Source organism: Aquabacter sediminis (genome assembly GCF_028863665.1).
Taxonomy (GTDB): Bacteria; Pseudomonadota; Alphaproteobacteria; order Rhizobiales; family Xanthobacteraceae; genus L1I39.
Genome location: NZ_JARBFX010000005.1, coordinates 266,457 through 278,658, shown reverse-complemented (window position 1 = coordinate 278,658; position 12,202 = coordinate 266,457). Strand labels below are relative to the sequence as shown.

Below are 12,202 nucleotides of genomic sequence, written 5' to 3'. Positions count from 1 at the left end.
AGCGGGCCGCAGAGCGGCCTTTCACAGGCCGGAGAACCAGTTGAAGCCCTGCTTCTCCCAGAAGCCCTGCTGGTAGGTGTTGGTCACCTCGATGGCCCGCACCCATTTGGGATTCTTGAAGCCGAGCTTCACCGCGGTGCGCAGCCGCAGCGGGGCGCCATAGGGATCGGTGATGGGCTCGCCCGCATAATGGGTGGCCAGGATGGTCTGCGGATGGAGCGCCGAGGCCATGTCGATGCTCTCCATGTAATCGTCGGCGCCATGGAAGGCCACATAACGGGCGGACAGGTCCGCCCCCACGCGGGTCAGGAAGTCCTTCAGGTTGGGGCCGGACCACTGGCCGATATAGTCCCAGCCTTCCACGCAGATGTGGCGGATGATCTCCTCCTGCTGCGGCAAGGCGTTGATGGCGTTAAGCGTCCAGGGGCGCTTGTCCTTCACGAGGCCGGCCAGCTCCAGCTTCCAGGTGGACAGGTCCACCGGGCGCACATCCTCGATCTCGTAATAGGCATTGAAGCGCGGCGGCTTCACCACCTGCGAGACGTCATAAGTGGGGGCCAGCTTGTTCGGATCGAACAGGGCCGCCTGCGCGCCGTCATTGAAGTCGGACACCGCCCGCAGCACGGTCTGCACGCTCTCGTCCTGCGAGACATTGCAGCCGGTGAGAAGGGTGAGCGCGCCAAGGCTCAGCGCGCCGCGCAGCACCTTGCGGCGGTCGATGGCCTCCACCAGTTTGCGGTTCTCCACCAGCACGCCGCGATCGGGCCCGCTCTGCGGGCGGAACAGGGAAAGGGGGCGCCTGCGCAAGGACATGACACGCCTTCAGTGGTCGGAGGACGGGGAGGCCGGCAGCCGGGGGCCGCCGGTGAGCATGGCCAGGATGGTGCGCGGCACGAGGAGCGCGAGGCTCACATGCACCACCAGGAACAGGACGATGGCTGCCATGCCGAGGAAATGAGCCAGGCGCACGCCCTGAAAATCGCCGAACAGGCTCACAAGCCCCTGGAATTGCACGGGCTTCCACAGCGCCAGCCCGGTGACCACCTGGAAGATGATGGCCCCGATCACGCCCACATAAAGGGTCTTCTGCACGGCGTTGTAGTGGGTGAGATCGTCATGCTTCAGGCGGAAGGTGAGCGCGGCGATGACCTCCGCGATCACCTCGCGCGGCCGGATGGGCAGCAGCATGCGGCGGAAGCGGCCGGAGAGGATGCCGTAGGCCAGATAAGCGAGCCCGTTCAGCACCAGCACCCACATGCCGAGGAAATGCCATTGCAGCCCGTGCTGCGCCCATACCCCCAGCACGATCTCTTCGGGGAAGTGCAGAAAGCCGAAGATCACTTCGTCATTGTAGATTTTCCACCCACTCATGATCATGACGACCATGGTGACAGCATTGACCCAATGCATAATCCGCAAGGGAAGCGGATGCAGACGGCGCGCACGATCCCCAGCTCGCCCCATATCAAGAGATATATCTGACATTTTCTGCCCCGCTTTATTTAGATTTACGAATTTCAATTTCAGATATATTTTAAATTCATCACTTCAATTCGGACATTCATCCAAATGAAGATCCAACTTCTTCTCACCTCCACGCTCGCCGCCCTGCTTCTCGCCGCGCCACTGGCCGGTCCCGCCCGCGCCGATGACGGGCCGCAGATCACCCGCCGCGAAGGCGGGGCGCACACCCAGCCGGTGGCGCAGGAGGACGGGCTCACCCCGCAGCAGCGCATGGAGCGCCGCTTTCCCCAGAAAGCGCGCGTGGGCGACCTGATCGGCCAGGCGGTCCTCGACTTCGACGACCGCACGCTCGGCTTCGTCACCGAGGTGGCGCGCACGCCGGAGGGCGGCCTCGTGCTGGTGATGCCCTATGGCGGCTGGTTCGGCCTTGGCGGGCGCCCCGTGGGCGTGCCGCTGGAGGCGGTGGCGAGCCTCGGACGGCACATCAATTTGCTCGATCTCGACCGGGCGGACCTTGCCGCCTTGCCCGACTGGATGGCCAAGGACGGCACGCCGCTGGCGGCGAACGAGACCATCCGCATCGCCATTTCGCGGCGCTGACGACGGGGCGGGGGCGGCCCTCACGGCCGCGCCCCGCCGGCCAGGTCCAGCATCAGCGCGCAGACATCCGCCATGCGTGCGAAGCCCGTGCGCCCCACCGCGAGCGCCCGCCCCGCCTTCAGCGCCCGGCGCTCGCAGGCGGCGCGCACTCGCTCATCGGCCACCGCTTCCAACTCCGCCGCATGGGCGAGGCCGAGAATGCGGCGATGCATCTCGATGCCGGCAAAGCCGAGCGTGTCCTCCCAGATTTCGCCAAGACGCGCCTTCAGCAGGAGGTGCGCGCCGCGCGGATCGCCTTGTTCTTCGAACACATCCCGCCCGCCCAGCATTCCCACGCGCTCGGAATGCCAGAGGGCGGAAAATTCCTCCGTGAAGCTCGCCCAGACGGTGGCCGCGAGATCCAGGATGGATTCCCCATAGGCCGCTCGGTCGACGCTGCCCGTCGGCAAGCCCGGCTGGGCGAAGAAGGCGAGGAAGAGATTGCCCAAGAGCGCGCCCACATCGAAGCCCATGGGGCCATAGACCGCGAATTCCGGGTCGATCACCCGCGTATCGGTGGCACTGGCCATGACCGAGCCGGTGTGAAGATCGCCGTGCAGCAGCGTCTCCGACCGCGTGGCGAAGCGCGCCTTCATCTGCCAGGCGGCCAGCTTCAGCGCCCGATCTGCGCGCACATGCGCCGCCTCCCGCTCCAGGCCCGGCGTGTGGCGGTTGCGGGGGTGGTCAAGGAAGGGATCTGTGAAGACCAGATCCTCGGTGATCCCCGTCAATTCCACATTGGCGCAGAAGAGGGCCGTGTCCGCCTTGCGCTGCGCCGGACCAAGATGAAGGTCGGAGCCGCGAAACAGCGTGCGGGCGAGATAGTGGCCCAGATGCCGGCCCAGATCGCCGTAGAATTCGCCCGCAATGAGCCCGCGCCGCAGGATGAGATGCGGCGTCAGATGCTCCATCACGATCAGCGCCTGCGTCTCGTCGAAGGCGAGCACCTTGGGCATGCGCCCGGGGTCTCGGGCGCCGAGCCGCGTCAGGGCATGAAACTCGAAGGTGGCGCGGGCCAGCGAGAGCGGCCAACCCTCGCCCACCACGCGCGCATAAGGCAGCGCCTGCTTGACGATGAGCGCGCCGCGCGCGCCCTCCACCACGAAGACGAGGTTGAGATTGCCGTCGCCGATCTCCCGCACGCGCCAGCCTGTGATGGGGCCGAGGGCGTCGGTCATCTCGCTGCGATGGGCGAGGCGCAGGGGCAAATCGGCGCCTGTGAGCGGCCGATAGGCGGGCAGTCTTTCGAGCATGCCGGTCTCCGTGGAGCGGACGGATCTGCCGGCCGCCCATGGGCGATGGGCGAGACCGGGTTCCGATGATCCATTCGACGGAAACGGCTTGGCCGTTACATGCGTCACGGCGCTGTGAAGGGCGGGCGATGCCGCGAACATCCCGCCGGAAAGGGGCGCCGAACCGCCCCCGATCGGGAATGCGGAGGGCGGGAGGTCAGTCGACCCTGATGACGATGAGCACCTCCGCCTCGTCGCCGCTGAGCGAGGTGATCTTGTGCGGGACCACGCCATTGAACTGGACGGCGTCCCCGCGTTCGAGATCCTCCACCCGGCTCGGCAATTCCAGGCGGATGCGACCGCCCAGGACGAAAAGCAGTTCGTCCCCCTCATGGTGGCTCATGGGATGGCTTTGCTCCCGCGCTTCGCCCGGCCTCATGACGAAGGCGACCATGCGATGTCCGCCCCGGGTGCTGGCCACCAGCCGGGGTGTGCCGCGCAGCGTATCCTGCGGCGTGCCCTCACCGGCGCGGGTGACGACCACCGCGTCGCCGGTTTCGGCGTCGCCGAACAGCTCGTCCACGGACACGTTCAGCACCTTCGCGAGCTTCAGCGCGGAGCCCACGGACGGCTTCACCAGACCCCGCTCGATCTTGGACAGATAGCCCCGGGTGACGCCCGTGGCTTGGGCGACCTCTTCCAGAGTGAGATTGGCGCGCAGGCGCAGCAGCTTGAAACTGAGAGACATTGTTTCCTACAAGAAACTTGTTGACTCGATCTGTGAAACGGATTTTGCTCCCCCGCACCGCAGACCATAGCGAGGGAGGGAACGGATGTTGAGGCATCGTACCAGGGGGCTCCTGGCTGGCCTCTGCGTCTTGGCGGCGTGGGCATTGGCGGCGTGGGCATTGGCGGGCGGCGTGAGCCCTGTGCAGGCGCAGGACGGCTTTCCGACGCGGCCCATCAAGCTGGTGGTCCCCTTCGGGGCCGGTGGCATCACCGATGTGGTGGCGCGGCTCGTGGCCCAGGGCCTGTCGGACCGGCTGGGCCAGCCGGTGGTGGTGGTGAACCGCCCGGGAGCGGGAGGAGCCACGGCCGCCCAGTCGGTGGCCACTGCGGCGCCGGATGGCTACACGCTTCTTCTGGGAACCGTGGGCACGCAGGTCGTCAACAAGATGATCTATCCGCGCCTGTCCTATGACCCCGCCAGCTTTGTCCCGATTTCCCTGGTCAGCAATTCTCCCTATGTCATCGCCGTCTCCCCCGCGCTCGACGTGAACAGCCTGAAGGCGCTCGTGGAGCGGGCGAAGGCCGAACCGGGCAAGCTGAATTTCGGCTCCGCCGGCAACGGCTCCTCGCCCCATCTGGCCCTGGAGCTGCTTGAACTTCTGACCGGGACGAAGATCGAGCACATCCCGTTCAAAAGCGGCGGCGACGCCGTCAACGGTGCGCTGAGCGGCCAGATCCAGATCGTGTGCGACGCCATCCCCGTGGTGATGCCCCACCAGGCCAGCGGACGCCTGAAGGCCCTCGCCATCACGGACACCAAGCGAAGTGCCGCGTTCCCCGATTTGCCGACCACCGCCGAGCAGGGCGTGGAAGGCATGGTGGTCAGTTCCTGGAACGCCCTTCTGGCCCCGGCCGGAACGCCCGACAGCCGGGTGACGGTGCTCCGGGACGCGCTCGCACAGGTCCTGGCGGACCCCACCCTCCTGGCGCGGTTCCAGGAATTGGGCATCGAGCCCATGCCCGTCGGAAGCCAAGCCTATGCCCGGCATATCGCGGCCGAGACCGAGCGCTGGTCGAAAGTGGTTGAAGCCGCTCACATCAGCATCCAGTGAGGGCCCGATGCGCATCTACGACACACAGCGCTCCGGCAATGCCTGGAAGGTGCGGCTGCTGGCGGGCTTCCTGGGCCTCCGGCTGGAGCGCACATCGCTGTCCATCGACCGCGGCGACCTGAAAACCGAGGCCTTTGCGGCCTTGAATGCCCTGCGCCAGGTGCCTGTCCTCCAGCTGCCGGACGGGCGGACCTTATCGGAATCCCTGGCAATCCTGTTCTATCTGGCGGACGGCACGCTGTGGTGGCCCAAGGCGCGGCTTGAGCAAGCCGAAGTGCTGCGCTGGCTGTCCTTCGAGCAGTCCCAGCACATGCATCCGCTGGCCCAGTTGCGCTTGCATCTGGCGCTTCATCCAGACTGGCCCTTGCCCCCCGACCAGCTCGCGCACTGGCGCCATCAGGCGCAAGACGCCCTGTGGCAGCTGGAGGCCCGGCTGGCAGCCGCGGGGGAGAGCGGGTGGGTGGCGACCCCGTCCCATCCAAGCATCGCCGATGTCGCCCTCTATCCCTATACGCGTCTTGCCGCCATGGGCGGCCTGGACATGGGGCAGTTTCCCGCCATCACCCGCTGGCTGCGGCGCATCGAGGCCCTGCCGGGCTACGAGCCCCTTTTTCCCGGCCGGCCGGAGCTGACCGAATCCAGACAGGAGATATGAATATGGGGCAGCCGGACAGCTTCAGCCTCGACAAGACCAGCCTGATGGTGAGGTCGCAGGACGAGATGCGCGCGCACCTGGACGAGGGCGCCTACACCATGCGGGAGAAGGTGGCCCTCACCTGCCGCATCCTGTTTTATAACGGGCATGACTCAGGGCTTGCAGGGCAGATCACCGCCCGCGGGGAAACGCACGGCACCTTCCTGACGCAACGCCTCGGCCTCGGCTTCGACGAGATCAGCCCCGACAATCTCCTGCTGGTGGACGAGCATCTGCGCGTGCTGGAAGGCACGGGCATGCCGAACCCCGCCAACCGCTTCCACTCCTGGGTCTATCGGGCGCGGCCGGACGTGACCTGCATCGTTCACAGCCACGCCTTCCACACCGCCGCCCTCAGCATGCTGGAGGTGCCCCTCCAAGTGTCCCACATGGACACCTGCATCCTTTATGAGGATGTCGCCTTCGTGCCCAAATGGCCCGGCGTTCCGGTGGGCAATGACGAGGGAGAATTGATCTCGGCGGCGCTGGGCACCAAGCGCGCGCTGCTTCTGGCCCATCACGGCCTGCTGGTGGCGGGACGCACGGTTGAAGAAGCCTGCATCATCGCCCTGGCCTTCGAGCGCGCGGCGAAGATGCAGCTGGCCGCGATGGCGGCGGGGCCGATCCAGCCGATCGACCCCAACCTCGCCCGCGAGGCGCGCGATTGGATCAACACCCCCAAGCGCAACGCCGCCGCCTTCGCCTATTATGCGCGGCGGACCATGGGGCCCGCCCCCTTCTGAGGCGCTCAGCGACGCCATGGGGTCGGTGCCTTCGAGACGCCCACGCGTTCAGGCGCCGCCCCCAGGCTTCAGCAGCTCCCGCAATTCCGCATTCTCCGCCTCCACGGCCTCCAGGCGCGCGCGGAGCGCCAGCACCACGCGGGCGGCAGCGGCGGCGTCCACCTTCTGGGGGATGTGGGCCTGGCAGTTCACATCCCAGGCCTCCACCTGGAAGACGAGCACCTGCTCCACCTTACGGTCAGCGGGATCGATGCCCAGCACCTCGGCATAGGTCGCGATGTCGTCGCTCATGCGGGCGCGGCCCCACAGCTTGATGCGGTGGCGGTTCTCGTAATCCATCAGGAACAGGAAGGCCTTGGGATTGTCCGCGAGATTTCCGGTGGAGATGTATTGCCGGTTGCCCCGGAAGTCCGCCATCACGAGATGATGGTCGTCCGCGATGCGGATGAAGCCCGGCGGGCCGCCCCGATGCTGGACGTAGGGCTGGCCTTCCAAATTGGCCGTCCCCAGAAACGCCGTATCCACGCGGGCGAGGAAGCCGCGCGGAAACTCCGAGAGATCACCGCGGAAGCCGCCCTGTGCCTCCACCGCCGCATAGCGGGCGCGCGAGCCCCGCCGCTCCTGTTCGGCGCGGATGGTGGGGGTGAAGGCGATGTCGCATGTGCTTTGCGTCATGACAGGTCTCCCATGGGGGATCCAGGGCGGCGTCACGGCCGCCCCGTCTGTGTCGAAGGCCGCTCAGGCGGCGGTGCGCACCACGGGGAAATCGATCTCGGTGCGGGCCACATGGTTGAGATAATTGGTGAAGATGTTGCGCGTCACCTGCGCCACGATCTCCACCAGCGCGTCATCGCCAAGACCGGCGGCGCGCAAAGCCGCGATCTCGGCATCGCTCACATGGCCCTTCTTTTCCAGCAAGGCGCGGGTGAAGGCGAGGATCGCGTCGAAGGTGGCATCCCCGCTTTCGCCATGGCGGGCAGCGGCGATCTGCGGCTCGGTCAGGCCCGCGCCACGGCCCAGCAGCACATGGGCGGAGAGGCAATAGTCGCAGCCATTGGCCTCGGCCGTGGCTATGGCGATGGCCTCGCGCTGGCGGGCGGTGAGCACGCCGCCATTGAGCGTCTCGCCGGAGGCGAGCGTCGCCTCCAGCACGGCGGGCGAATGGGCGACGACGCGATAGAGGTTGGGCACCACGCCCAGCTTGGCCTTGATGGCGCCGAGCAGGTCCGCGCTGCGGCCCGTGGCGGTGGTGGGGTCGACGCCGGGGATGCGGGTCATGGCTCTTGTCCTTTCATGGAGCAGGCGGCCGATTTGGCCGGTGCGCCATGAAATATCCGCGCCCATTGCTGCGTAGAATGGACATAAGCCGCAAGACATTCTTGCGGTTCTCGCACGAAGGGAATCGGAAATGGACCGGATCGACGCCATGCGGGCCTTTGTGCTGGCGGTGGATGCGGGGGGCCTCGCCGCTGCCGCCCGGCGCCTGGGGCGTTCGCCCACAGCCGTGTCCCGTGCGCTTTCGGACCTGGAGGAGCAGGTGGGCACGCGCCTCCTGCGGCGCACCACCCGCGCGCTGCACCTCACCGAGGCGGGGGAACGCCATCTCATGGCCTGCCGGCGGCTGCTGGCCGATTATGACGAGGCCTTCGCCCAGGCCTCGGGCGAGCACCTCGCCCCGCGCGGTGTGCTCACCCTCACCGCGCCGGCGGTGTTCGGGCGCCGCCATGTGCGCCCGATCCTGGACGATTTCCTCGATGCGCACAGCGAAGTGCAGGGCCGCCTCCTGCTGCTCGATCGGATGGTGCATCTGGTGGACGAGGGGATGGACGTGGCCATCCGCATCGGGCGCCTGCCGGATTCCGGGCTGATTGCGCGCCGCGTGGGCGAGGTGCGCCGGGTGGTCTGCGCCAGCCCTGCGCTGCTGGAACGCCTGCCCCCCATCGCGACGCCCGATGACCTCTCCGGCCTGCCCTGCATCACCTTCGGCCAGATCTCGGAAGGCCAGGGCTGGGCCTTTCCCACCGGCCGGGGGCGCGGGCCGGTGGAGATCCGCCCGCGCCTTGCGGTGACGGGCGCGGAAGCGGCGATCGATTCCGCCATTGAGGGGCGGGGCATCACCTGCGTCCTGTCCTATCAGGTGGCGGATGCGGTGAAAGACGGGCGGTTGCGGCTGCTGCTGGAAGACTTCGAGCCGCCGCCCATGCCCGTGCATGTGGTGCATCCCGAGGCGCGCCTTGCCGCCGCCAAGGTACGCAGCTTCGTGGATTTCGCCGTGCCGCGCCTGCGTGCGCGGCTGGGCGAGCTGGCCGGGAATGCCGGCGGAGGGGAGGAAAGTAACCTATAAAATAATATTTGACAGGTTACATTCTTCCCTCCTATGCCTTGGCCATACCGGGGCTGATGCCCGCCCGCATTGGGCCGTGCGCCCCTCTGCCAAACCAGGAGCCTTGCCTATGCCCGCACCTCTTGCGGGGGCGTCGACGCGCGCCCTCCACCGCACCGTGACCGTGAACGGCCTGACCATCGCCTATCGGGAGGCCGGCCCCGCCGAGGCCCCCGCGGTGCTGCTGCTCCACGGCTTCCCGTCTTCCTCCCACATGTACCGAGACCTCATTCCCCTGCTGGCCACCCGCTATCGGGTGCTGGCGCCTGATTATCCGGGCTTCGGGATCTCGTCCGCGCCCGCTCCGGACGCCTTCCCCTATTCCTTCGCCAGCCTCGCCGAAGTGATCGAGGGCTTCACGCAGGCGGTCGGCGCGCGGGACTACACGCTCTACATGCAGGATTATGGCGGCCCGGTGGGCCTGCGCCTCGCGCTACGCCACCCCGAGCGGGTGCGCGGGCTCATCTTCCAGAATGCGGTGGCCAATGTGGAAGGCTGGAACCCTGACGTGGTCGCCCAGATCGCCCCCTATTGGGAAAGCCGCACGCCCGAAAGCGAGGCGCCGGTACGCAACCTGCTGAGCGCCGACACCACGCGCTTCCAATATCTGCACGGCGCCTCCCGGCCCGAGCGGGTGGCGCCGGAGAGCTACATCGTCGACCAGGCGGGCCTCGACCGGCCCGGCAATGACGCCATCCAGCTGGAATTGCTGCAGGCTTATCAGGACAATGTGGCCCTCTATCCCGCCTTCGCCGCCTATCTGCGCGCCCGCCGGCCGCCCACGCTGGTGGTGTGGGGGAAGAATGATCCCTTCTTCACCCTCGCCGGCGTCGACCATGTAAAGGCCTGCATCCCCGAGACCGAGGTGCATCTCTTCGATGCCGGCCACTTCGCCCTCGAGACCCACGTGGACGAGATCGGCGCCGCCACCCTCGCCTTCCTCGACCGCACCTTGCGCTAAGGCCGGAGCGGCCGGCGGGCGTCATGTCCGCCGGCCGTCCTGGCACCAAGCCAAGACGCGCGCTTTCTTTGGCTTGGCGGTTTTCCTTTCACGCGAACCGGTTTCCGCTTCGCTCGGAAATCCGTTAGATGCGGGAGGCTCGCGCCTGCCGCCGGATCCCTGATGCCCCACGCCCCAAAGCCTGCCACCCCCCATCCCGTCCCCTCCCCTGCGGAGGGGGAGTTCCGGGACGGCGTGCCGTTTCTGGGCGGGCGATTGTGGATCGACCTTCTCAACACCACGCCGGTCACCGAGGACGGCCCCCGCGACCTCATCGCCACGCCCGACGATCTCGCGCTGTGGACGGTGCTCGCCCGCGTCCAGCCGCCCGAGCCTGCGGCACGCGGCAAGGTGCACAAGGCCGTGCTGGACCTGCGCCGGGATTTGCGCGCCCTCTTTGATGAGCTGGCACAGGGCGGCGCGCCCCGCGCGGACATCGCGGACGCCGCCAACCGGGCGCTCGCCTCGGTTCATGTGCGACCACGCGTGAGCATCGAAGGAAGCGGCTATGTGCTGTCCGAGGAAGCGGGCGGCATTGCGGGCGCCATCGCGCTCGATTTCGCGCGCTTCCTCTGCGACTTCGAGCCGGAACGGCTGAAGCATTGCGCCAATCCGGCCTGCTCCATGGTCTTCTATGATCAAGGCCGCAACGGGCGCCGCCGCTGGTGCACCATGAGCATATGCGGCAACCGGGACAAGGTGAGCCGCTTCCGGGCGCGGCGCGCGGGGGATGCTGGCACCACCTGAGCGCAGCACCATGCCGCATGCTGGCGCCCCTTTGCATTTGCCATTCCCGAGCCGTGCGGTACGAACAGGACGGGGGCCGGGCGGATGTAACGCCGGGGCCCCGTCGCGCGAATGACCTTTGGGAAAGCGTGGATGGACGATCGCGAACGGCGCTGGGCGCAGGGCATGCGGGATGCGCTTGCCGGCAACCAGCAGGCCTATGAGCAGCTTCTGCGCGAACTGGCGCCGGCGCTGCGCGCGGCCGTCCGCCGGCGTTTTTCCAGCATCGGACTGGGGACGGGGGAGAGCGAGGATGTGGTGCAGGAGATCCTGCTGGCTGTTCACCTGAAGCGGCACACCTGGCGGTCCTCCGATCCGCTGGGCCCCTGGCTGTGGACCATCGCCCGCAACAAGTTCGTGGACCATCTGCGCCGGCGCGGGCGGCGGGTGGAAGTGCCCATCGAGGATTTTGCCGAGATCCTCCCCGCTGAGGAACAGCGCCCCGGCCCCGACGCCCCCGACGTGCAGCGCCATCTGGCCACCCTGCCCCCGCGTCAGCGCGATGTGCTCACCTCCATCGCGGTGGAGGGCGCCTCGGTCGGCGAGACGGCGAGCCGCCTCGGGCTCACGCCCGGCGCCGTGCGGGTGAACTTGCACCGCGCCTTCGCCCGCCTCGCCGATCGCCTGCGCGGCGAAGACATCGAATAGGATGATGCGCGTGAAGACCGACGACCTGATCCGAGCCCTCGCCAGCGATCCCCGCCCGGGGCCGAGCCTTCAAGCCGGGCTCGCGGGGGCGCTTGTGGTCGGCCTGGTGGCCGCGGCCGCCTTGTTCGCCGCCACGCTGAATGTGCGGCCGGGCCTTGCCGGGCTGATGACGGATCCGCGCATCCTGCTGAAATTCGCGGTCGGCCTTGCCATGGCCGCCTCGGCCGGCGCCCTCACTTTGCGCCTGTCCCGGCCCGGCGCTCGGCGCCCGTCCTGGGCCGTCATCCTGCTGCCACTCGCCTTGGCCCTGGCGGGCTGCGCGGGCGAGATGCTGACGACCCCGGAACGCAGCTGGATGCCCGGCCTCATCGGCCGCTTCGCCCCCTATTGCCTCGCTTATGTGCCGCTGCTCTCCCTTCCGGTGCTGGGCGCGGCCCTGGTGGCGTTGCGGCGCGGCGCCCCGGCCCGCCCGGCGGAAGCCGGCGCGGCGGCAGGCTTCCTGGCGGGCGGCCTCGGCGCCGCCGTCTACGCCTTTCACTGCCCGGACGATTCCGCCTTCTTCGTGCTGACGTGGTACGGCCTTTCCATCCTGGCCGTGGCCGGCCTTGGGGCCCTCTTGGGCAGGCGCCTGCTGCGCTGGTGAGGCGAGCCCGCCCGCGTCAGAGCCGGTGGCACCGGCCATGGGCGGCGGGAAGGAAGGGCAGTCGCATCGCAGTCTGTTCTGCCCGGCAGAGAGCACGGCGCGTGCCGTGGCGTCCCCCAGCATGAGGGG

15 protein-coding genes are annotated in these 12,202 nt (G+C 68.1%); 9 read left to right on the top strand and 6 right to left on the bottom strand.

Annotated features, from left to right (window positions below; genetic code table 11):
• Window positions 1-21: 21 nt before the first annotated feature.
• Both PV781_RS12285 and PV781_RS12280 read right to left on the bottom strand, forming a co-directional pair.
• A complete protein-coding gene (locus tag PV781_RS12285; protein ID WP_274775912.1) occupies window positions 22-813 on the bottom strand; it encodes a molybdopterin-dependent oxidoreductase in 792 nt (263 codons plus the stop codon).
• A gap of 9 nt (window positions 814-822) precedes the next feature.
• Window positions 823-1,485 carry a cytochrome b/b6 domain-containing protein gene (locus PV781_RS12280; protein WP_274775911.1) on the bottom strand — a complete coding sequence of 221 codons (663 nt, stop codon included), beginning with the start codon at window positions 1,483-1,485 and terminating at the stop codon, window positions 823-825.
• A gap of 84 nt (window positions 1,486-1,569) precedes the next feature.
• On the opposite strand from PV781_RS12280, the gene PV781_RS12275 reads away from it, so the two are divergent.
• Entirely contained in the window at window positions 1,570-2,064 is a 495-nt protein-coding gene (locus PV781_RS12275; protein ID WP_274775910.1) for a PRC-barrel domain-containing protein, read from the top strand.
• 20 nt (window positions 2,065-2,084) lie between these two features.
• Here the strand turns inward: PV781_RS12275 and mtnK are convergent, their stop codons facing one another.
• Both mtnK and PV781_RS12265 read right to left on the bottom strand, forming a co-directional pair.
• Entirely contained in the window at window positions 2,085-3,356 is a 1,272-nt protein-coding gene (gene mtnK, locus PV781_RS12270; protein WP_274775909.1) for an S-methyl-5-thioribose kinase, read from the bottom strand.
• A gap of 196 nt (window positions 3,357-3,552) precedes the next feature.
• On the bottom strand, window positions 3,553-4,083 hold the full coding sequence (locus tag PV781_RS12265) for a helix-turn-helix domain-containing protein (RefSeq protein WP_274775908.1): 531 nt from the start codon (window positions 4,081-4,083) through the stop codon (window positions 3,553-3,555).
• Between the two features lie 172 nt (window positions 4,084-4,255).
• On the opposite strand from PV781_RS12265, the gene PV781_RS12260 reads away from it, so the two are divergent.
• From PV781_RS12260 to PV781_RS12250, 3 genes are read left to right on the top strand one after another with little or no spacing between them, the layout of a single operon-like run.
• Window positions 4,256-5,176 carry a Bug family tripartite tricarboxylate transporter substrate binding protein gene (locus PV781_RS12260; protein ID WP_274775907.1) on the top strand — a complete coding sequence of 307 codons (921 nt, stop codon included), beginning with the start codon at window positions 4,256-4,258 and terminating at the stop codon, window positions 5,174-5,176.
• Between the two features lie 7 nt (window positions 5,177-5,183).
• Entirely contained in the window at window positions 5,184-5,831 is a 648-nt protein-coding gene (locus PV781_RS12255; RefSeq protein WP_274775906.1) for a glutathione S-transferase family protein, read from the top strand.
• Between the two features lie 2 nt (window positions 5,832-5,833).
• Window positions 5,834-6,613 (top strand): aldolase, encoded by a 780-nt coding sequence (locus tag PV781_RS12250; protein WP_274775905.1) that lies wholly within the window; start codon window positions 5,834-5,836, stop codon window positions 6,611-6,613.
• Window positions 6,614-6,661: 48 nt separating this feature from the next.
• Here PV781_RS12250 and PV781_RS12245 read toward each other — a convergent pair whose 3' ends face one another.
• Both PV781_RS12245 and PV781_RS12240 read right to left on the bottom strand, forming a co-directional pair.
• Window positions 6,662-7,288: a pyridoxamine 5'-phosphate oxidase family protein gene (locus PV781_RS12245; RefSeq protein WP_274775904.1), complete on the bottom strand. Its 627-nt coding sequence runs from the start codon at window positions 7,286-7,288 to the stop codon at window positions 6,662-6,664.
• A 63-nt stretch (window positions 7,289-7,351) separates the two neighbouring features.
• Entirely contained in the window at window positions 7,352-7,891 is a 540-nt protein-coding gene (locus tag PV781_RS12240) for a carboxymuconolactone decarboxylase family protein (protein ID WP_274775903.1), read from the bottom strand.
• A gap of 130 nt (window positions 7,892-8,021) precedes the next feature.
• On the opposite strand from PV781_RS12240, the gene PV781_RS12235 reads away from it, so the two are divergent.
• From PV781_RS12235 to PV781_RS12215, 5 genes are all read left to right on the top strand, one after another.
• Window positions 8,022-8,957: a LysR family transcriptional regulator gene (locus tag PV781_RS12235; RefSeq protein ID WP_274775902.1), complete on the top strand. Its 936-nt coding sequence runs from the start codon at window positions 8,022-8,024 to the stop codon at window positions 8,955-8,957.
• Between the two features lie 109 nt (window positions 8,958-9,066).
• Window positions 9,067-9,957 carry an alpha/beta fold hydrolase gene (locus tag PV781_RS12230; RefSeq protein ID WP_274775901.1) on the top strand — a complete coding sequence of 297 codons (891 nt, stop codon included), beginning with the start codon at window positions 9,067-9,069 and terminating at the stop codon, window positions 9,955-9,957.
• Window positions 9,958-10,119: 162 nt separating this feature from the next.
• Complete coding sequence (locus PV781_RS12225) at window positions 10,120-10,743, top strand: CGNR zinc finger domain-containing protein (protein WP_274775900.1); 624 nt, start codon at window positions 10,120-10,122, stop codon at window positions 10,741-10,743.
• Between the two features lie 132 nt (window positions 10,744-10,875).
• Entirely contained in the window at window positions 10,876-11,430 is a 555-nt protein-coding gene (locus PV781_RS12220) for a sigma-70 family RNA polymerase sigma factor (RefSeq protein ID WP_274775899.1), read from the top strand.
• A gap of 10 nt (window positions 11,431-11,440) precedes the next feature.
• Complete coding sequence (locus PV781_RS12215) at window positions 11,441-12,073, top strand: NrsF family protein (protein WP_425532394.1); 633 nt, start codon at window positions 11,441-11,443, stop codon at window positions 12,071-12,073.
• Window positions 12,074-12,202 lie beyond the last annotated feature (129 nt).

Bases quoted from the DNA above. Each gene is read 5' to 3' on its own strand.
- PV781_RS12285 (WP_274775912.1), bottom strand. From the start codon at position 813: ATGTCCTTGCGCAGGCGCCCCCTTTCCCTGTTCCGCCCGCAGAGCGGG.
- PV781_RS12280 (WP_274775911.1), bottom strand. From the start codon at position 1,485: ATGTCAGATATATCTCTTGATATGGGGCGAGCTGGGGATCGTGCGCGC.
- PV781_RS12275 (WP_274775910.1), top strand. From the start codon at position 1,570: ATGAAGATCCAACTTCTTCTCACCTCCACGCTCGCCGCCCTGCTTCTC.
- mtnK (WP_274775909.1), bottom strand. From the start codon at position 3,356: ATGCTCGAAAGACTGCCCGCCTATCGGCCGCTCACAGGCGCCGATTTG.
- PV781_RS12265 (WP_274775908.1), bottom strand. From the start codon at position 4,083: ATGTCTCTCAGTTTCAAGCTGCTGCGCCTGCGCGCCAATCTCACTCTG.
- PV781_RS12255 (WP_274775906.1), top strand. From the start codon at position 5,184: ATGCGCATCTACGACACACAGCGCTCCGGCAATGCCTGGAAGGTGCGG.
- PV781_RS12250 (WP_274775905.1), top strand. From the start codon at position 5,834: ATGGGGCAGCCGGACAGCTTCAGCCTCGACAAGACCAGCCTGATGGTG.
- PV781_RS12245 (WP_274775904.1), bottom strand. From the start codon at position 7,288: ATGACGCAAAGCACATGCGACATCGCCTTCACCCCCACCATCCGCGCC.
- PV781_RS12240 (WP_274775903.1), bottom strand. From the start codon at position 7,891: ATGACCCGCATCCCCGGCGTCGACCCCACCACCGCCACGGGCCGCAGC.
- PV781_RS12235 (WP_274775902.1), top strand. From the start codon at position 8,022: ATGGACCGGATCGACGCCATGCGGGCCTTTGTGCTGGCGGTGGATGCG.
- PV781_RS12230 (WP_274775901.1), top strand. From the start codon at position 9,067: ATGCCCGCACCTCTTGCGGGGGCGTCGACGCGCGCCCTCCACCGCACC.
- PV781_RS12225 (WP_274775900.1), top strand. From the start codon at position 10,120: ATGCCCCACGCCCCAAAGCCTGCCACCCCCCATCCCGTCCCCTCCCCT.
- PV781_RS12220 (WP_274775899.1), top strand. From the start codon at position 10,876: ATGGACGATCGCGAACGGCGCTGGGCGCAGGGCATGCGGGATGCGCTT.